General features: G+C 68.5%; 16 protein-coding genes. 7 read left to right on the forward strand and 9 right to left on the reverse strand.

Translation table 11 applies throughout. From position 1 onward, the window contains the following. Positions 1-16: 16 nt before the first annotated feature. Entirely contained in the window at positions 17-403 is a 387-nt protein-coding gene (gene paaI / locus AC1C2R_RS10785; RefSeq protein ID WP_495379898.1) for a hydroxyphenylacetyl-CoA thioesterase PaaI, read from the reverse strand. 205 nt (positions 404-608) lie between these two features. On the opposite strand from paaI, the gene paaA reads away from it, so the two are divergent. From paaA to paaE, 5 genes are all read left to right on the forward strand, one after another. After that, entirely contained in the window at positions 609-1586 is a 978-nt protein-coding gene (gene paaA, locus AC1C2R_RS10790) for a 1,2-phenylacetyl-CoA epoxidase subunit PaaA (RefSeq protein ID WP_495352478.1), read from the forward strand. Beyond that, positions 1586-1891, forward strand: a complete 306-nt coding sequence (gene paaB / locus AC1C2R_RS10795; RefSeq protein WP_495352479.1) for a 1,2-phenylacetyl-CoA epoxidase subunit PaaB — start codon at positions 1586-1588, stop codon at positions 1889-1891. Before paaA ends, paaB begins: the two co-directional genes overlap by 1 nt. Beyond that, on the forward strand, positions 1888-2745 hold the full coding sequence (paaC, locus tag AC1C2R_RS10800) for a 1,2-phenylacetyl-CoA epoxidase subunit PaaC (protein WP_495379899.1): 858 nt from the start codon (positions 1888-1890) through the stop codon (positions 2743-2745). Before paaB ends, paaC begins: the two co-directional genes overlap by 4 nt. Positions 2746-2852: 107 nt before the next feature. Then, positions 2853-3365 (forward strand): 1,2-phenylacetyl-CoA epoxidase subunit PaaD, encoded by a 513-nt coding sequence (gene paaD / locus AC1C2R_RS10805; RefSeq protein ID WP_495380400.1) that lies wholly within the window; start codon positions 2853-2855, stop codon positions 3363-3365. After that, positions 3365-4639 (forward strand): 1,2-phenylacetyl-CoA epoxidase subunit PaaE, encoded by a 1275-nt coding sequence (gene paaE / locus AC1C2R_RS10810; RefSeq protein ID WP_495379900.1) that lies wholly within the window; start codon positions 3365-3367, stop codon positions 4637-4639. The genes paaD and paaE overlap by 1 nt, the downstream gene beginning before the upstream one ends. Here paaE and AC1C2R_RS10815 read toward each other — a convergent pair. Beyond that, on the reverse strand, positions 4627-4821 hold the full coding sequence (locus tag AC1C2R_RS10815; protein WP_495379901.1) for a hypothetical protein: 195 nt from the start codon (positions 4819-4821) through the stop codon (positions 4627-4629). The genes paaE and AC1C2R_RS10815 overlap by 13 nt on opposite strands. A 137-nt stretch (positions 4822-4958) precedes the next feature. Between AC1C2R_RS10815 and AC1C2R_RS10820 the strand changes: the two genes are divergently transcribed. After that, positions 4959-5744: an enoyl-CoA hydratase/isomerase family protein gene (locus AC1C2R_RS10820; RefSeq protein WP_495352482.1), complete on the forward strand. Its 786-nt coding sequence runs from the start codon at positions 4959-4961 to the stop codon at positions 5742-5744. Between the two features lie 50 nt (positions 5745-5794). Here the strand turns inward: AC1C2R_RS10820 and AC1C2R_RS10825 are convergent, their stop codons facing one another. The 4 genes from AC1C2R_RS10825 to AC1C2R_RS10840 all read right to left on the reverse strand — a co-directional run bounded on the left by AC1C2R_RS10825 (position 5795) and on the right by AC1C2R_RS10840 (position 11596). Continuing rightward, the gene (locus AC1C2R_RS10825; protein ID WP_495379902.1) at positions 5795-8404 is read right to left on the reverse strand and encodes a family 78 glycoside hydrolase catalytic domain; all 2610 of its coding nucleotides are present in this window, start codon (positions 8402-8404) and stop codon (positions 5795-5797) included. Positions 8405-8410: 6 nt separating this feature from the next. Beyond that, on the reverse strand, positions 8411-9235 hold the full coding sequence (locus AC1C2R_RS10830; protein WP_495379903.1) for a carbohydrate ABC transporter permease: 825 nt from the start codon (positions 9233-9235) through the stop codon (positions 8411-8413). Further along, on the reverse strand, positions 9235-10197 hold the full coding sequence (locus AC1C2R_RS10835; RefSeq protein ID WP_495379904.1) for a carbohydrate ABC transporter permease: 963 nt from the start codon (positions 10195-10197) through the stop codon (positions 9235-9237). The genes AC1C2R_RS10830 and AC1C2R_RS10835 overlap by 1 nt, the downstream gene beginning before the upstream one ends. Positions 10198-10258: 61 nt before the next feature. Then, on the reverse strand, positions 10259-11596 hold the full coding sequence (locus tag AC1C2R_RS10840; protein WP_495352486.1) for an ABC transporter substrate-binding protein: 1338 nt from the start codon (positions 11594-11596) through the stop codon (positions 10259-10261). A 242-nt stretch (positions 11597-11838) separates the two neighbouring features. On the opposite strand from AC1C2R_RS10840, the gene AC1C2R_RS10845 reads away from it, so the two are divergent. Then, positions 11839-15156, forward strand: a complete 3318-nt coding sequence (locus AC1C2R_RS10845; protein WP_495379905.1) for a family 78 glycoside hydrolase catalytic domain — start codon at positions 11839-11841, stop codon at positions 15154-15156. A 19-nt stretch (positions 15157-15175) separates the two neighbouring features. On the opposite strand, the gene AC1C2R_RS10850 is transcribed toward AC1C2R_RS10845, so the two are convergent. The 3 genes from AC1C2R_RS10850 to AC1C2R_RS10860 form a co-directional block, all read right to left on the reverse strand. After that, entirely contained in the window at positions 15176-15382 is a 207-nt protein-coding gene (locus AC1C2R_RS10850; RefSeq protein ID WP_495352488.1) for a hypothetical protein, read from the reverse strand. Beyond that, entirely contained in the window at positions 15379-17094 is a 1716-nt protein-coding gene (locus tag AC1C2R_RS10855) for an ABC transporter ATP-binding protein (RefSeq protein ID WP_495352489.1), read from the reverse strand. The genes AC1C2R_RS10850 and AC1C2R_RS10855 overlap by 4 nt, the downstream gene beginning before the upstream one ends. 181 nt (positions 17095-17275) lie before the next feature. After that, positions 17276-18280 carry a LacI family DNA-binding transcriptional regulator gene (locus tag AC1C2R_RS10860; protein ID WP_495352490.1) on the reverse strand — a complete coding sequence of 335 codons (1005 nt, stop codon included), beginning with the start codon at positions 18278-18280 and terminating at the stop codon, positions 17276-17278. Positions 18281-18740 lie beyond the last annotated feature (460 nt).

Here is an 18740-nt window from a genome sequence, read left to right on the forward strand (position 1 = left end):
GTCTCGATACGCTCCGCTACTCGACCGACGGGTGGCTGCGGTTGGTGGAGATCGAACGGCCGCGGAACTCGGCGACGGGGTCGCCGTGCTCGTCGGTGACCGAGACGTCGTAGAGGCCTGTGCGCCCGCTGCGGGTGCGGCGCACCGCGGTCGCCGTGAGCGTCTGGCCGGCGACCGTGGACTTCAGGAAGGTAATGTCGGCGCCGGCTGCGACGGTGACGGTGTCGTCTTCGTTGCAGGCGATCGCGAAGGCCGTGTCGGCCAGGGTGAAGACGAGCCCGCCGTGGGTGATGTGAAACCCGTTCGTCATGTCGTCGCGCACACGCATCGAGACGACCGCGATGCCGGGTTCGTCGCGCTCGACGACCATGCCGAGCGCGGCGGAGGCGAGGTCGCGCTGCATCATGGCACGGTTCGAGGCCGGGCCGGTTGTCGTGGCAGTGGTCGCGGCATCCAAATCTGAAGCTCCTCATCGAGTTCACGCGTTCGCACGTCGTTGCTGCGGCGCTCGACTTGACTATATACTAACTGAACGATCGGTTAGTAATGTTGGATGCCACGAGCGCCCGCAGACCAGGCGAAAGCCGCAGAACACACAGGAGTCGACGATGACCTCTCCCGCAGACCTCAGCGTGGTCGAACGAGACCTCTCCCCCGAGGAAGAGCAGTTCAACGACCTCATCGCCGCGGACTCGCGCGTCGAGCCGCGCGACTGGATGCCCGACGCGTATCGCAAGACGCTCATTCGCCAGATCAGCCAGCACGCGCACTCCGAGATCATCGGCATGCAGCCCGAGTCGAACTGGATCGCGCGGGCGCCGAGCCTCAAGCGCAAGGCGATCCTCATGGCCAAGGTGCAAGACGAAGCAGGCCACGGGCTCTACCTCTACTCGGCCGCGCAGACGCTCGGCATCACCCGCGAAGAGATGATGGACCAGCTCATCACCGGCCGGGCGCGCTACTCGTCGATCTTCAACTACCTCACCCCGACGTGGGCCGACATGGGCGCGATCGGGTGGCTCGTCGACGGCGCCGCGATCTGCAACCAGGTGCCGCTGTGCCGTGCGTCCTACGGCCCGTACGGCCGGGCGATGGTGCGCATCTGCAAAGAGGAGTCGTTCCACCAGCGCCAGGGCTTCGAGATCCTGCTCGAACTCATGCAGGGAAGCGAGGCGCAGCGCGAGATGGCGCAAGACGCCGTGAACCGCTGGTACTGGCCGTCGCTCATGATGTTCGGCCCGCCCGACGACGAGTCGCCGAACTCGGCGCAGTCGATGGCGTGGAACATCAAGCGGTTCTCGAACGACGAACTGCGCCAGCGCTTCGTCGGCATGCTCGTGCCGCAGGCCGAGGTGCTGGGCGTGACGCTGCCCGACCCGAACCTCGCGTGGAACGACGAGACGAAGCAGTACGACATGAGCGAGATCGACTGGCACGAATTCAACGAGGTGCTCGCCGGTCGCGGCCCCGCGAATGCCGAGCGACTGCGCCGTCGGCGCGAGGCGCACGAAGACGGCGCCTGGGTGCGCGAGGCCGCAGCGGCGTACTCCGCGAAGCAGTCTGCGCGCCAGGCGGCGGTGGCGTAATGTCGACCCCCGGCGAGATCGGCACCGAGTCCTGGCCCCTGTGGGAGGTCTTCGTGCGCGCCAACCGCGGCCTCTCCCACGTGCACGTGGGCTCGCTGCACGCGCCCGACTCCGACATGGCCGTGCGCAACGCGCGCGACCTGTACACCCGCCGAGGTGAGGGCATCTCGATCTGGGTGGTGCCCGCCGACGCGATCACCACGAGCGACCCCGATGCGAAGGGTGCGTTCTTCGAGAGCCCGGCCGGTAAGAACTACCGGCACGCCGTCTACTACACGAAGAGCGAAGGGGTGAAGCACCTGTGAGCGGCGCCGACCCCGAATCGCACGGCGAGGTCTCCGTCGATCGGCTCGCGCTCGCCGACGAGCTCGCGGGCACCGCGGCCGACGGCACCACGGCGGTCGCGTCGACGGATGCCGCGGAGTACGCGCTGCGCCTCGGCGACGACGCCCTCGTGCTCGCCCAGCAGCTCGGCATGTGGATCGCCAACGCCCCCGAGCTCGAAGAGGACGTCGCTCTCGGCAACATCGCCCTCGATCTCATCGGCCACGCGCGCTCGCTTCTGCACTACGCGGGCACCGCGAGCGGTCGCAGCGAAGACGACCTCGCCTACTGGCGCGATGAGTCCGACTGGCGCAATGCCTGGCTCTTCGAACAGCCGAACGGCGACTTCGCCCACACGATCGCGCGTCAGCTCGCGGCATCCGTGTACCTGTACGAGCTGTACTCGCGTCTGGTCGACTCGGCCGATCCGACGCTCGCGGCGATCGCCGCGAAGTCGGTGAAAGAGGTCGACTACCACCGCGACCACGCGACCCAGTGGGTGCTGCGGCTCGCCGGCGGCACCGATGAGTCGCGTCGCCGCATGATCACCGCGATCATCGACACCTGGCCGTACATCGACGAACTCTTCGTCGACGACGTGCTCGTCGAGCAGCTGGCTGACGACGGCATCGCGGTGCTGCCCTCGATGCTGCGCCCAATGTTCGACGCCGTCATCGACGAGGTCTTCGCCGAGGCCGCGCTCGAGCGTCCGACGGGCCGCACCGCGTTCATCGCGTCGGGCGGCGGCCGCGAAGGCCGGCACACCGAGCACCTCGGCCCGCTGCTCGCAGAGATGCAGGTGCTCGCCCGTGCGCACCCGGGGGTGTCGTGGTGATCGCGGCCGCAATCGCCCGTCGAGTAGCGCCGCCGGAGGCGACGCGTATCGAGACGCAGACGGGTCTCGAAACGACGGCTGCCCCGCGTACTCGACCAGCGGCTTCCGTGGCGCGGCCGCTGCCCGCCGACCCGGCGGCGCGGCGCGCGTGGGACGTCGCGGCGACCGTGACCGACCCCGAGATCCCCGTGCTCACGATCGAAGACCTCGGCGTGCTGCGCTCGGTCGACATCGGCGGCGACGGCGCCGTACGGGTGCAACTGACGCCCACGTACAGCGGATGCCCCGCGCTCGACGCCATGCGCGACGACGTGCTGCTCGCGCTCACACACGCCGGGTACGGCGAGGTGCGGGTCGATCTCGTGCTCGCCCCCGCGTGGACGACCGACTGGATGAGCGAGGCCGGCAAGGAGAAGCTCCGTCGCTACGGCATCCAAGCGCCAACGGGCAACGCCGCCGCCCGCCCGGCGGGGCCGGTTCGACTGCAGCTCGCGGTGAAGTGCCCGCGCTGCGACTCGCTGAACACGCGCGAGCTCGCTCGCTTCGGCTCGACCTCGTGCAAGGCGCTCTACGAGTGCCGTGACTGCCTCGAGCCTTTCGACTACTTCAAGGTGCTCTGATGGGGGCGCGCAACCTGGGCGCCGCTTCCGCTGGTCGAGTAGCGAGCGTCAGCGAGCGTATCGAGACCCCCGCACCGGATCGCGCCGCATCCGAGAATCGACCAGCAGAGGAGGCGGTCGCCTCGGCGTTCCTCGCGAGCACGGTCGGCGGCGAGACGGCGACCAACGAGGGCGCGCCGAGCCCGAGCCGTCGGCGAGCCCGGTTCCACGCGCTCGAGGTCGCCGAGGTGCGCCCGCTGACTGCCGACGCCGTCGAGGTCACCTTCGGAGTGCCCGACGAGCTCGCCGACGAGTACACCTACCTGCCCGGGCAGTACGTCGCCCTCCGCAAGGACTTCGACGGCCATGAGCTGCGACGCAGCTACTCGATCTGCCGGCCGCCCGTGCGGGGCAGCGTCTCGGTGGCGATCAAGCGCGACCTCGGCGGCCTGTTCTCGACGTGGGCGAACACCGAGCTCGCCGCGGGCGACATGCTCGACGTGATGAGCCCGCAGGGCACGTTCACCTCGACCCTCGACGCACTCGACGGCAAGCATGTCGTCGGCATCGCCGCCGGCTCGGGCATCACCCCGCTCATGGCGCTCGCCCAAACGGTGCTGGCCCGCTCCGCGACATCCGAATTCGAACTCGTCTACACGAACCGGTCGACGCTCGACGTGATGTTCCTCGAAGAGCTCGCCGAACTGAAGGACCGCTACCCGTCGCGCCTCGCGCTGCACCATGTGCTCTCGCGCGAGCAGCGCACCGCGCCGCTGCTGTCGGGGCGCATCGACGGCGAGAAGCTCGAGCGCATGCTCGACGTGCTGATCAGACCCGAGACGGTCGACGAGTGGTTCCTGTGCGGGCCGTTCGAGCTCGTGCAGCTCGCCCGCGACACCCTCGCGGAGCGGGGCGTGCCGGTCAAGCACGTGCGCTACGAGCTGTTCACGACCGATGCCGACCGGGTCGAACCGCGGCACGGGCGGCCCGTCACGGTCGAGCGCGGTGAGCCGACCGTCGCGATCGAGTTCACCCTCGACGGGCAGTCGACGACGGTCGAGAGCCCGGTGAGCGCGAACGAGTCCATCCTCAATGCGGCGCTGCGGGTGCGGCCCGACGTGCCGTTCGCCTGCGCCGGCGGAGTGTGCGGCACGTGCCGCGCGCGCCTCGTCGAGGGCAACGTCGCGATGACCGAGAACTACGCGCTCGAACCCGACGAACTCGAGCGCGGCTACGTGCTCACCTGCCAGTCGCATCCGAAGTCCGACCGTGTCGTCGTCGACTACGACGTGTAGCCCTCACGCACCTCTCCCACCTTACGCACCTCTCCCACCTCTCCCACCTCACGCCCCTCACGCACCTCTCCCACTTCACGCACCTCTCCCACTTCACGCACCTCTCCCATCTCTCCCATCTCTCCCATCTCTCCCATCTCTCCCATCTCTCCCATCTCTCCCATCTCTCCCATCTCTCCCATCTCTCCCACCTCACCGCTCCGGGGGTGGTTTCCCGCCAGAATGGGCTCGTATCAGGCCCCGATTGGCGGAAATGCACCCCGGTAGCGAAATGAACGGAACCAGAACCGCGAACGAAGGAGTAGCGATGGTTGTAGCGATGGTTGAACTGAACGTGAACGAGGGCGTTGCCGAGATCGTGCTGAACGCGCCCGAGAAGCTCAACGCGCTCGACCCCGCCGCGATCGCCGAGTTGTCGGCGGCGTACGTCGAAGCGGAGCGGATGTCGCAGCTCGGCGAGGTGCGTGCGCTCGTGCTGCGCGGCGAAGGGCGCGCGTTCTGCGCCGGCCGCGACATCTCGGGCGTCGACCCGCGTGAAGACGACGTACTCGGCTACCTCGGAGGACTCGTCGAGCCGTTGCTGCAGCGCATGGCGGGATTCCCCGCGCCGACGTTCGCCGTCGCGCACGGCGCGTGCCTCGGCGTCGGCCTCGGCCTGCTCATCGCGTCGGACATCGTCTACGTCGCCGACACCGCGAAGATCGGCTCGCCGTTCGCGAACCTCGGCGCGACCCTCGACTCGGGCGGCCACGCCCTGTTCTTCGAGCGCCTCGGCGCGCACAGAACGATGGACCTCATCGTCACGGGCCGGCTCATGTCGGGGTCGGAGGCGGTCGCCGCAGGGCTGTTCTCGCAGGTCTTCGGTGCCGACGAGGTGACGGATGCCACCCGCGCCGCGGCCCGCGCCGCGGCATCCGGAGCGACTCAGGCGTTCGTCGCCTCGAAGCGACTCATCGCCGCGCTCCGCGACGACCGGCTCGGGCTCTGGGCGTCGATGGCGGAGGAGAACCGTGCGCAGGCCGCGCTCTGCGACACGGTCGACTACCGCGAGGGCTTCGCCGCGTTCCAGGAGAAGCGAAAGCCGGTCTTCACGGGCTCACGTTGATCGAGTAACGAGCGTCAGCGAGCGTCTCGAGATCGACTCTCGAGATCGACTCACGAGATCGGCGTGCCTTCGAAGTGGTGCACGCCGAGCCCGACGGTGACCGGAGCGCCGGCACCGGGCACCCACACTTCGGCGACGACGCCGTACGGCACTTCGACCTCGAGCAGCACGCGGCCCGCTTCGATGCGCCACGAGCTCGCGATGCGGCCGTAGGGCGAGTCGAAGGCGACGCGCGCGTGCGAGAGCTGCCCCGTGACGAGGGGCCGCACGGTGACGCGCCGCCAACCCGGCGCGGCGGGCGCGAGACCTCCGACCGATCGGTGCAGCCAGTCGGCGACCGCGCCGTACGCGTAGTGATTGAACGACGTCATGGTGCCGGGATTCACGGTGCCGTCGGGCATCATCGAGTCCCATCGCTCCCAGATCGTGGTGGCGCCCATCGTGACGGCGTACAGCCACGACGGCGGTGCGGTCTCGAGCAGCATGCGGTGGGCGACGTCGGGGCGACCTGCCACGCACAGTGCATCGAGGATGAGCGGCGTGCCGACGAACCCGGTGGCGACGCGGTACTCGGCCGCGATGACGAGCTCGACCAGGCGGTCGCCCGCGGCGCTCCGCGCTGCGGGGTCGGCGATGAGATCCCAGCAGAGCGCGAGCGCGTAGACCGTCTGGCAGTCGCTGAGGACGCGCCCGCCGGGGGTGACGTACTCGTGGTTGAACGCGCGGGTGATCTCTTCGGAGAGCGTTGCGTAGCGTTCGGCATCGTCGGTGCGCCCGAGCGTCGTCGCCGCGGCCGCGAGCAGACCGGCCGAGCGTGCGTAGTACGCCGTTGCCACGACGTACGGATCGGCTGCGGCCTTCGCCGGCTCCTCGGGCGGTGCCGTCGGATCGAGCCAGTCGCCGAACTGGAAGCCGGTGTTCCAGAGGTGGTCGTCGCCGGCGAGGCTCGTCACCTTGTCGACCCACGCCCGCATCGAGGGGTACTGCCGTTCGAGCAGGTCTCGATCGGCGTATGCGAAGTAGAGGGTCGACGGCACGATCGTGGCGGCGTCGCTCCACGCTGCGGCGGCGGGGGCTTCTTCACGCAAGACGTCGGGAATGATGTAGGGCACGCCGCCGTCGGGATGCTGCTCGGCCGAGAGATCCTCCAACCACCCCGCCAGGAAGCCCGACGTGTCGAACAATGTGGCGGCGGTCGGCGCGAACACCTGGATGTCGCCGGTCCAGCCGAGCCGTTCGTCGCGTTGCGGGCAATCGGTCGGCAGGTCGAGGAAGTTGCCGCGCATTCCCCAGACGACGTTCTCGTGCAGCCGGTCGACGAGGGGATCGGAGCTCTCGAACCAGGCGGTCCGGCGCAGCGCGGAGCCGAGGACGAGACCCGTCACATCGGCGGGATCGAGGTCTGCGACACCCGAGATCTCGGCGTATCGGAACCCGTTGAAGGTGAATGTGGGGTGCAGCACCTCGACCTCTGCGCCGCTCAGCACGTACGTCGACGTGACCTTCGCGCTGCGGAGCGGGCGCATCGCGAGCTCGCCCCCTTCGAGCACCTCGGCATGGCGAACCGCGACCTCGTCACCCGAGCGGCCGCCCCGCACCACGACCTCGACCCAACCGACCAGGTTCTGCCCGAAGTCGACGATCGTCCGGCCCGACGGGGAAACCGAGACTCCCGCCGCCGGCACGCGTTCCGTCACGCGCACGGACGGGCCGCGACGGGCGACGAGTCGCGCGTGGTCGCCCGGTACCACCTCGACCGACTCGCTCGCCGCGCGGTCGGGTTCGGCGGGCACCCGCAGGTCGCGCCGCTCGCCGTCGTAGAGGTCGTCGAAGAGGATGCCGCTCGGGCTCGCGCGCCACGAGGCATCCGTCGCAATCACTCGTCGCGAGCCGTCGGCGAACTCGAGCTCGAGCTGTGCCAGCAGTGCGAGCCGGGTGCCGTAGCTCGAACGGTTTCCGGGCCAGACGAGCTGGCCGCGGTACCAGCCGTTGCCGACCAGTGCGCTCAGCGTGTTCGTTCCGCGCCGGAGCCCCGCGAGCACGTCGTATGCCTGATACCGCAAGCGGTGCTCGTACGCGGTCCAGCCGGGTGCGAGCACGTCGTCGCCGATGCGAGCGCCGTTCAGCGACGCCTCGTACACGCCGTGCGCGCTCGCATAGAGACGGGCGCGCACCGGCAGCTCGTCGAGCGCGAAGTCGGTGAAGAGGAGCGGCGCCCCGTCGTCGAGCCCGCCCAATGACATCGGGCTCACGAACGCCGCGGTCCAATCCTCGGTGCCGAGGAGGCCGACCTCGAGGGGTTCGGGGTCGCTCCACTCGGTCCACCGGGCACCCGAACCGACGCGAACGCGCAGTCGGCCGTGCCGGCGGGATTCGAGCGGCGCGAGCGGCCAGTCGACGAGCACGCTGTCGGTACTTTGAACAAGGGCGATGGATGCCTCGCCGGAGGCATCCTCGTACTCGACCTCGTAGCGGTCCGATCGCCAGCCGGTATCGCCGGTCTCGAGCACCCAGGAGAGTCGCGGCGTCGCGGTGCCGAGTGCAGCACCGGTCTCGGCCTGCTCGAGCCGGAGCCGGATGACGCGCGCCGTCGTCGTGAGCGACGTCGTCGACGCAGGCAGGTTCTGGGCGACGCCGTCGCGCGCCACCGGGTGTTGCATCGTCATCTACTCGAGCCCGGTTCCGACGACGCCCTTGATGTACCACTTCTGGAACACGATGAAGACGATCAGCACCGGAATCATCGCGATCACCGCGCCGGCCAGACCGACCGCGGGAGAGATGATGGAGTTCTCCCCGCCCGCGAGCGGAGCGAGCGCGACGTTCAGGACCCGCTGTGCGGGGTTGGGCGCCACGATGAGCGGCCAGATGTACATGTTCCACGCCGTCAGGAAGCTGATCGAGCAGAAGGTGGCCAGTGCCGGCTTCGCAAGCGGCAGCGCGATCGAGACGAATACCCTCGGCCAGCCGGCGCCGTCGATGCGAGCCGCCTCGATGAGACCGGCGGGAAGGGTCACGAAGAACTGGCGGAACAACAGGATCGCGAAGGCGCATTGCGCCGCCATCGGGATGATGAGCCCCGCGAACGAGTTGAGCCAACCGAGTTGGAACGTCACGATGAACAGCGGGATGAGGGTGAGGTTGCCGGGCACGAACATCGGCACGACGAGCGTCGCGAGGATCGCTCCGGTCCACTTGAAGGGGATCTTCGCGAGCGCGAACGCAGCCGGCAGCGAGATGAGGAGCTGGAGCCCCAGGATGCCGAGACTGAAGATGAAGGTGTTGCCGATCACCTGGGGGGTGAGGAAGTTCCAGGCATCGGCGAAGTTCTGCCAGATCGGCGTCTCGGGCAGCAGCGGCTGCGGAAAGGCCTTGACCTCGCTTGCAGACTTGAGCGAACCCGAGACCATGTACAGCAGCGGTGCTGCCAGCACGATGCCGCAGACGACGATGAGCGCGTAGCGAAGGGTGTTGTAGAGACGCGGATGCATCAGCTGCGCTCCTTCCTGAAGCGGACGATCGCTCGTGAGAGCAGCACGATGGCGATGAGCAGCACGAGTTGGAAGAGCGAGAGGGCGCTGCCGTAGCCGATGTCGCGCTGGGTGAACGCGACCTTGTACGAGTACAGCGCGAGTGACTGGGTCGTGCCGAGGGGGCCGCCGTCGGTCATGATGAGGGCGATCTCGAACGAGCCGCTGATGAAGCCCACGGCCTGCAGCACGGCGACGAGCACGGTGGTGCTCCAGACGTTCGGCCAGGTCATGCTCCACAGTTGCCGCCACTTTCCGGCGCCGTCGAGCGCGGATGCGGCGTAGATGTCTTCAGGCACGCGCTGGAGCCCGGCGAGGTAGAGGATGATGACGATCGGCAGGGCCCCCCAGATCATCATGATCACGAGCGCGGGCCTCGCCCACGTCGGATCGGAGAGCCAGTTGGGGCCGTCGATGCCGAGGAGCGCGAGGAACTGGTTCACGAGTCCACCGCGCCCGCTGTAGAGGTTCACCCAGATGATGGACGCCACCGCCGCCGATGCGATCATGGGCGTGAAGTAGAGCACGCGCCACGCGCCGACGCCGGGCATATTGCTGTTCACGACGACGGCGAGCAGGAAGCCGATGACGATCGTCGGGATGACGCCCATCACGACGAAGAGCACGGTCACCCCGAGTGCCTGCCACATGTCGGGATCGGCGAACAACCGCGTGATGTTGTCGAGACCGACGAAGACCGGCGTACCGAAGAGGTCCCACTCGAAGAACGAGAGCACGAGGCCGCCGATGGCGGGCAGGATCACGAAGATGAAGAAGCCGAGCATTGCGGGCGAGACGAAGAGCACCGCGGTGAGGGCGTCGACCCGACGGTTCTTTCGGGCCGACAGATGCTCAGCCGGTTGGGATGGACGGGGCACGTCGACGCGGGGAGGCGGCGTCTCCGTCAATGGTGTTGCGGTCACGGATGGATCCTTCGAACGGAGTCGGGTGCGGGAACGCAAGTTCCCGCACCCGATTCTCGACTTACTTGAGTTCCTTGGCGATGGCGGCGTTCACGGTCGCCTCGGCCTCTTGGAACGCCTCGGCCACGTCACGGCCTTCGAGCGTCACCTGCTGCGTCGCCTTCTTGGTCGCTTCGGACATGACACTCGCGCTTGCGCCCGGCATCTGGGTGAGCAGCACCGCGGTGCGCGCCGATTCGCCGAAGATGGCGATGTTGGCGGGCGGAGGCGTCCCGTCCTTCCAGATGCCGTTGTCGATGCCGTCTTCGGTCGGCGGAATCACGCCGCCCACCTCTTGGGCGACCTTCATGCCGGCGTCGGTGTCGTAGAACCATGCGAGGAACGCCCATGCGGCGTCTTGGCTCTTACTCGTCTGCGCGATCGAGAGGCCGTACGAGCCGCCACCGGCCGTCGAATTGCCGTCGATCGTGGGAAGCACCTGCACGTCCCAGTCGTGGTCACCCATCGTCGTCTTCGTCTGCGGAACGGCGCCGCGCGAGCCGATGGACATCGCGACGCTTCCCGAGTCGAACTTCAGCGTCGGGTCGTCGGTCGTCGCGGTGTACTCGCCGGAGGCGGTGCCGTACGCCGAGATCAGCTTCGTCCAGGCTTCGATGGCCTCTGGCTGACCGATACCGGATTTCCCGGTATCCGCGTCGTAGACGAATCCGCCGTAGGCCTGGATGACGGGGCCGTAGACGATCTGCGCGGTGCCATCGCTCAACGGGGCTGCGAGACCCGTGATGGCGCCGCCCGACTTCGTCTGGATCTCCTCCGCGACCCGATACAGGTCATCCCAGGTCCAGTCGGCCTGGGGATACTCGTCGACGCCGGCCTCTTCGAAAACGGTCTTGTCGTAGTACAGACCGACGGAGTCGGCGCTCACCGGCAGGCCGGTCACCTGGTCGGGGTTGTCGAGCGGCCGGTACTGCCCCACGAACTGCGGCAGGAAGTCCTCGATCGTCAGGTCGCCGAGCTTGCCTTCGTCGATGCCCGGGCCGAGGTCGAGGGTCACGTTGTTCTTCGCGAGCGTGTCGGCGAGGAAGTCGACGTTGAAGAACACGTCGGGGAGTTCGCCGCTGAGACGAGCGGTCGCGAGCTGCTGCGCGTATACGGCGGCATCGTCGGTCGTGCTGCGCACCTCGACCTTGCGGTCGGGGAACTCCTTCATGTACGCGTCGGCGTACTCCTGGAACTGGGGCTCGAGGCCCGTGATGGTCGTGAGCACGATGCTGCTGCCCTCGACTTCGCCGGCGGCGCCGCCGGCATTCGTGCTGCCGCACGCCGCGAGCAGCGGCAACACCGCGAACGCTGCGGCGGCGACGGCCAGTCGACGGTTGCGTGTAGGACGTGACGTCATTGTCCACATTTCCTTTCCTGTGATGGGTGCAAGGGAGGAGATGGCGTCGTCCTGGTGGGCAACACCGTTGTTGAAACCTTTCAGTTCATGGTTCTTCAGACGTGGCGGAATGTCAAGCGCAGATATCAAAACGTTTCAAAAATGCGATGGTCCGCTGTGAGGGCGGAATGGCGGGCGTTCCGGTGGTTGCCTGGAGGCATTGTGATACGTTTCAATAATTCTCGGCACGAAAGGGGACGTCAGTGACGACGCAGCATCCGGAACGAATGGCGGCGCAGCAACCCGACGGAATGGTGTCAGAGCACCTCGATCGAGTGACGACCCAGCACGACGATCGAACGGCGGCGCAGCACCCGGTTCGAAGCGAGGCCGCCGAACGCCCCCCACATCCGTACGCCGGAACGACGGCGGAGGATCTGCGGGTCGACGCGCGCACGACGCGGCGCCTCGACCGCTTCATCGCGCTCGCGACCTCTGCCCGCCCTCGCGTGTCGTGGACGGTGCCACTCCTACGCGACGGTCAGTCGCAGACCGCCTTCGAGGCGGTCGTGCTCGACGGAACGGGTTCCGCGACCGTCTGGACGAGCGGAGTCGTCGAAGGCGCCGACCCCTGGGTGCGGGTCGCCGCCGACCTCCCCGCCCACTCGCACGACCTCGTCATGGTGCGCACCCGCGACGAGCACGGCGAATGGTCGGAATGGTCGGAGCGCGTGCCGCTCGAGACCGGACCGCACACGATCGCCGACTGGGGCGGCGCGAGGTGGGTGTCGGCTCCGTCGCTCGGCGTGCTCCGCCGCACCTTCTCCGTCGGGGGCGCACCGCGTCGCGCGCGCCTGCACGTGACCGCCCAGGGGCTCGTGCGCGCGAGCGTCAACGGCCGCCCGGTCAACGCCGCATCGAGCGACCCGTCGCGCACCGATGCCGACCGCGCGCTGTTCCGCAGCTACGACGTGACCGATCTCGTGCGGGTCGGCGACAATGCGCTCGACCTCGCGCTTGCGCACGGGGAGTGGAAGCGCACGGGCCTCGATCCGCGGGTGCTCGCGGTACTGGTGGTCGAGCACGGCGACGGCTCACGCTCCTTCCACGGCACCGGCGAGGGCATGCTCGCGGGCGCAGGCCCGGTCACCATCGAGGACCCCTTCTACCTCGAAGCGCACGAGCCCGGCCGGGCGATCGTGTTCGCCGCGGCATCCATCGCCGTACTCGACTCGGCCGACGACTCGGCCGACCGCCCGGCCGGGTTCGACGAGCCTCCCGCGTGCGTGGCGCCCGACCCCGGCCCGCCGCTGCACGTCGTCGAGACCATCACCCCGGCGCTGATCTCCGCACCCGAGCCGGGCGTGCTGCTCTTCGATGTGGGGGTCAACGTGGCGGGGCGCAGCCGCCTGGTGTTCGAGGAGGACCTGCCGGCCGGAACCGTGATCGAGGCCGTGCACGGCGAGCACGTCGGCGCCGACGGGCGGCTCGATACGACCAACCTCACGATGCCGTTCGATCAGGGGCGGGTGCGGCAGGCCGTGCGGTACACGATCGGCGACGGCGACGGCGACGGCGACGGGGCGAGCCGGGTGCTCGAACCGTGGTTCTGCTACCACGGGTTCCGATACCTCGAGGTGCGCGGCATCCCGGTCGGCGTGGCCGTGCGGGTGGAGGTGCGCACGCTGCACAGCGACCTCCGCCCGAGCGGCACCCTCAGCACGGATGCCGCCGCCGTCGACACGCTCATCGAGCGCGGCCGCCGGACCCTGCTCAACAACGTGCACGGCATTCCAGAAGACTGCCCGACGCGCGAGCAGGCCGGCTGGACGGGCGACACCGCGAGCGCGGCCGACTTCGACTTCTCGGCGTTCGACATGCAGGCGTTCTTCACGAAGTGGCTCGGCGACCTCCGCACGAGCCGGCAGGCGAACGGGGCGATTCCCGCGATCGCACCAGATGTGCGCGCAGAGCGGATCCCGTCCGATCCGGTCTGGGGTGCCGCGCTGCAGCGGGTGCTCGAGGGGCACTGGCTGCACTACGGCGACCTCGATGTCGTGCACGAGACGCTGCCGGCGCTGCGCGCCTGGGTCGACTTCCAGCTCTCCTGCGCGAGCGCCGACGGCACCATCGGCCGCTCGCCGATCAGCTACGGCCACGACTGGCTCGCGCTCGAGCAGACGCCGCCTGAACTTCACCACACCGCTGCGACGCTCGATGCGCTGCGCGTGCTCGCCGAGTTCGAAGAGCTCGTCGGCGACACGGATGCCGCGGCAGCACGCCGCGCGCAGGGCGACGATCTTCGGCGCGCTGCACGAGCGAGCTTCGTCGACTCGTCGGATGGACGGCTGTCGGTGGGGAACGGCTCTCAGGGCTCGCTCGCGATCGCGCTGGAGAGCGGATGGCTCACTGCGTCCGAGTCGGCCGTCGTCGCGGCGCAGCTCGAACGAGACGTGCGGGCCCGCGGCAATCGGGTCTCGTCGGGCTTCGCGACGACGCGCACCGTGGTTCGCGCACTCGCGCGCCACGGTCGTTCGCAAGCGCTCTTCGACGCACTGCACCAGCCCGCGGAGCCCGGCATCGGCGCCATGCTCGACCACGGGCCGGGCACGTTCTGGGAGTGCTGGTGGATCGACCCCGAGAACACCGGCACCGGTTCCCTCGATCACATCGGTCTCGGTGGCCCCTTCGCCGGATGGGCCTGGCAGTCCCTCGCGGGCGTGCGGCCTGTCGCGGGCGGATTCTCGCGCTTCGTCGTCGAGCCTCGAATGGTCGACGGGCTCACGACCCTCGCGCTCGAGACCCGCACGGTGCGCGGCTCGATCGAGGTGCGATTGCGCCGCGACGGCTCCCGACTCGAGGTCGAGCTGGTCGTTCCGGTCGGCGCGGAGGCCGTCGTGCGGCTGCCCGGCGCGACCGAAGAGACGGTCGGATCCGGTCGGCACCGGTTCGTCGCCGAGGTGACGGTGCCCGTACACGTGCCGCCCGCGGTGGAATCGCCGTGGCATCCGCCGGTGTGGGCGCCGTCATCGACCGATGTCGACGGCGACGGATCCCTCCTGCAGTCGGCGATCACCGACGGGCGATTCGAGGCAGCCGGCTCGACGGGGTCGATCGCCGTGGTCGAGCATGGGCTGGAGTGCATGCCGGTGCCGCACGCGCAGCTCGAAGGGCCGGTTCTGCGCGTCACGGGCGCCGACTCCGTCGACCCGGGCGGCCCGCTGGCCAGAATCACGATGCCCGTTCCCGTCGACCTGTCGGATGCACGTTTCGTCTTCGCGATGTTCGACCTGTGCCTCGACGGCCCGACACGACCGGTCGAGACCGTTCTCCGTGTCGTCGCCGCGGACGGCACGACTCTCGAGACGAACCAGCGGCTCTGGCCGGCCGGCTGGATCCGTACGACGCTCGACCTCGTCGGCTGGGCCGGAGCAGCCTCGGTGGTCGCGATCGAGGCCGGGCTCGAATACCTCGACACCGCAGCCACGACAAATGCCGCTCACCCGGCGGCTCCGCAGCAGCCCGCGTCATTCCACCTCGGCCGCGTCGGATTCTCTCGAGCGCGGCGCACCTGGCCGTAGGCCCACCTGAAACGCCCGCTCATGCGGGAGCGTCTTGTACCAGTACGCCGACTTCTTGTAGGCACGCTCGCTCGTCCGCCTGCTTGCCCTGTTCGGGGTCGTCGAGGCCCGGCGCGAAGACCGGCATGCCGTATCCGACCCACAACGCGATCGGCTCGTTCGACGTCGACCACAACGGCACGCGATCCCCGCTGGTCAGCCGTGCGGGTGCCGCGGTCTCGTTCATGGCAGGTGCTGTGCGGCATGCAGGCGCGCGTATGCCCCGCCGGCCTCGAGCAGGGCGTCGTGATCGCCGACCTCGACGATGCGCCCGTGGTCCATCACGACGATGCGATCGGCACCCCGGATGGTCGAGAGCCGGTGCGCGACCACGAGCGAGGTGCGACCCCGCATGAGGGTGTCGAGCGCGTCTTTCACCTTCGCCTCCGACTCGCTGTCGAGCGCGCTCGTCGCCTCGTCGAGCAGGAGGATCCGCGGATCACGGATGAGCGCGCGGGCGATCGCCAGTCGCTGCCGCTGCCCGCCCGAGAGCCGCGCACCCCGCTGGCCGACCATCGTCTCGAGCCCTTCGGGCAATTCGTCGACGATCTCGGCGGCATTCGCGTCGACGAGCGCCCGGCGCACACGTTCCTCCGGGACATCCGTCAGCCCGTAGGTGACGTTCTCGCGGATCGTGCCCTCGAACAGCACGGATTCCTGCGGCACCACCGAGACGAAGCGACGGAAACTGCGCAGGTCGAGGCGTTCCATGTCGCGACCGTCGAGCAGCAGTCGGCCTGCAGTGGGGCGGATGAATCCGAGCACGAGATTGATCGTCGTGGACTTGCCCGAGCCCGACGCGCCGACGAATGCCACGGTCTCGCCGGGTTGGATATCGAGGTCGATGTGATCGATGGCCGGCCGCGCGGCATCCGGAAAGGAATAGCCGACGCCTTCGAAGGCGATCTGACCGACCACGCGATCGACCACGGTCTTGCCCTCGTTGCGCTCGAGGTCCGGGTCTTCGAGCACTTCGGCGATGGACTTGATCGACTCGACGCCGCGCGCGATGATCGGTGTGAGTCCGACGAGCTGGGTGATCGCGCCCGTCAGCGTGGCGAAGTAGGTGCTGAGCAGCACCACCTGGCCCGCGGTGATCGGCACGATGCCCGATATCGCCGCCCATCCCGACAGCCCGAGGCACAGTGTCGACAGCACCTGGAACGAGACCCACGACATGCTCTCGAACCGGGAGTTGAGGCGGTCGAGCGCGAGGCCGGCCTGCTTGACGTTCTCCGCCGTCTCGGCCACGCGGGTCGACGCGGTGCGTTCGAGCCCGTGCGCGCGGGTGATCGGGATGAGCGAGGCCATCTCGCCGACTCGAGCAGACAGGTCCTCCATCTCGAGCCGGAAGGCCTCGTTGCGACGGGCCGCACGGTGGCGCATGCCCGCGACGAGACCGGCCGCGATGGGCACGGTGATGGCGAAGACCAGGAGGAAGGCAGGCGCCTGGATCGCCGTCACGGTGATCGAGCCGATCAGGATCGAGAGGGAGACCGCCACCACTGGGAAGACCTGCTGCATGAGCAGTTCGACGTTCTCGACGTCGCGAACGATCTTGGTCTGGATGATCGATGCGCTCTTGCGCGTGTGGTACCCGATGGAGAGTCCCTGCAGGTGGCCGGTCAAGGCATTGCGCAGGTCGGCGGCGACCGAGCGATAGGCCTTGCTGTACATCCGCACGTACCAGATGTGGTTCGGCGTGTTCAGGAGCAGCACGAGCACCGTCAGGGCGACGAGGAGCCAGAGCCGCCCGTAATCCGCCGCGCCGCCTTCCGCGCCGGAGACGACGGTGTCGATGATCTGCGCGGTGAAGACGGGGACGAGCCAGATCGGGCAGTCCTTGACGGCATGGAACAGCACGGCCGCGAGGACCCGACGGCGATAGGGGTGAAGCATGCTGCCGATGGACCGGATGGGGTGACTTGCACGGATGTGCACAACAGCTCCGAAGCTCGGGGGCGGGTGCGGGTGCGGACCAGAGCGTGACGGCTCGAGCCTGTCACCTCGGGAGTGCAGGAATGAAAGGTTTCACTGAGCTGCCATCATGGAGGGATGCTCCGGGGCTGTCAAGCACCGCTCAGCGTGGCGCGGAGCTCTCTCGCACGATGAGCTCGGGCGAGAGCTTCAGCTGCTCGTGGCGATGCTCGGGGTTGTCTGCTTCGTCGAGCGCGAGACGCACAGCGTGCTCCGCGAGGAGATCGGTGGCCTGGCGCACCGTGCTGAGGGGAACGACCGCGGACTCGGCGTAGTCGATGTCGTCGTACCCCACGACGGCGATGTCGCGCGGCACGCGGAGCTGTTCGGACATCACGAGTGCCTGCAGTACCCCGAGCGCGAGCAGGTCGTTCGCCGCGAACACCGCGTCGGGGCGCTCGCTCGCGGGCATCGCCTCGATGACGGCGCCGGCGGCGCGACCGTCGGCGATGGTCTGGTCGTGGGTGTCGACGTGCGTGAGGCGCACACCCTGGTGCTCGGCGCAGACTCGTTGCGCGCCGAGCCACCGGTCTTCCACCTGGTGCAGTGGACCGCCGAGGAAGGCGATGTGACGTCGACCGGACTCGATGAGGTGGCGTGCGACGAGTTCGCCACCCGCTCGGCCATCGAGCGTGACCGAGCAGAAGTCGCGGTCTTCGTGGATGTCGAAGAGGATGAGCGGCATGCCGCGGGCGCGGAGTTGCCGCATTCGTTGCGTGATGCCGTCGAGCGGCGCGACGAGCATGCCGCGCACCCGCTGCTCCTCGAAGAGGTCGAGATAGCGGTCTTCCCTGGCCGCGAGCTGATCACTCGAGCCGAGCACGACGGTCTGCCCGGCCTGCTCGGCGGCCGCTTCGGACGCATGTGCCAGGTCGGCGAAGAAGGGGTTCGCCACGTTGAGCACGATCATGCCGAGCGTCGTGCCGGCACCCATCTTGAGCTGGCGCGCCAGATCGTTGCGCACGAAGCCGAGATCATCGATCACCGCCTGCACTCGAGCGAGGGTGGTCGCGGAGACCTGATCGGGCTTGTTGAGCACGTTGGAGACGGTGCCGACGGACACACGAGCCGCTTCAGCGACCTCCCGGATGCCGACTGTTCGGCCCATCGCGCCTCCGACCTCTCTGTTGACTCTCCATCCTAAGAGTCGGCGCAGGCCGGCTCGGCGATTTTGCGGGCCAGAATGAAACTTTTCAACCGGAGAGATCGCGCCCGATGTCGCCTCGACGAGAGCCGCTCGCCGACCTTCAGTCCACCTGCTCGCGCGGGCGGACGGTGCTTCCGTTGCCGACAGCACGGATTGCGTGGTCCCGCTTGTGGAATATTCAGTGGACGCCCTAATCTGAAACGATTCAGGTGGCGAAAGGGTGCGTACGGATGTCGCGAATGGACCTGCCAGACAACGCAGCCCAGCCGAAGGTTCGTACTTCCACGAAGACGAGGACGTCATGAAGAGAAGAATGAGTGCCGCCCTGACGGTGACCACCGTGACCACCGTGACCACGGTGACCACGGTGACCACCGCACCCGCTGGACGAGTGTTCCAGAGCTTCACCCGCTGCCGGCCA

Source organism: Agromyces sp. Y182, from assembly GCF_059445385.1.

Bases quoted from the DNA above. Each gene is read 5' to 3' on its own strand.
- paaB (WP_495352479.1), top strand. From the start codon at position 1,586: ATGTCGACCCCCGGCGAGATCGGCACCGAGTCCTGGCCCCTGTGGGAG.
- AC1C2R_RS10820 (WP_495352482.1), top strand. From the start codon at position 4,959: ATGGTTGAACTGAACGTGAACGAGGGCGTTGCCGAGATCGTGCTGAAC.
- AC1C2R_RS10825 (WP_495379902.1), bottom strand. From the start codon at position 8,404: ATGCAACACCCGGTGGCGCGCGACGGCGTCGCCCAGAACCTGCCTGCG.
- paaI (WP_495379898.1), bottom strand. From the start codon at position 403: ATGCAGCGCGACCTCGCCTCCGCCGCGCTCGGCATGGTCGTCGAGCGC.
- AC1C2R_RS10860 (WP_495352490.1), bottom strand. From the start codon at position 18,280: ATGGGCCGAACAGTCGGCATCCGGGAGGTCGCTGAAGCGGCTCGTGTG.
- AC1C2R_RS10830 (WP_495379903.1), bottom strand. From the start codon at position 9,235: ATGCATCCGCGTCTCTACAACACCCTTCGCTACGCGCTCATCGTCGTC.
- AC1C2R_RS10850 (WP_495352488.1), bottom strand. From the start codon at position 15,382: ATGAACGAGACCGCGGCACCCGCACGGCTGACCAGCGGGGATCGCGTG.
- AC1C2R_RS10855 (WP_495352489.1), bottom strand. From the start codon at position 17,094: ATGCTTCACCCCTATCGCCGTCGGGTCCTCGCGGCCGTGCTGTTCCAT.
- AC1C2R_RS10840 (WP_495352486.1), bottom strand. From the start codon at position 11,596: ATGACGTCACGTCCTACACGCAACCGTCGACTGGCCGTCGCCGCCGCA.
- AC1C2R_RS10815 (WP_495379901.1), bottom strand. From the start codon at position 4,821: ATGGGAGAGATGGGAGAGATGGGAGAGATGGGAGAGATGGGAGAGATG.
- paaE (WP_495379900.1), top strand. From the start codon at position 3,365: ATGGGGGCGCGCAACCTGGGCGCCGCTTCCGCTGGTCGAGTAGCGAGC.
- paaA (WP_495352478.1), top strand. From the start codon at position 609: ATGACCTCTCCCGCAGACCTCAGCGTGGTCGAACGAGACCTCTCCCCC.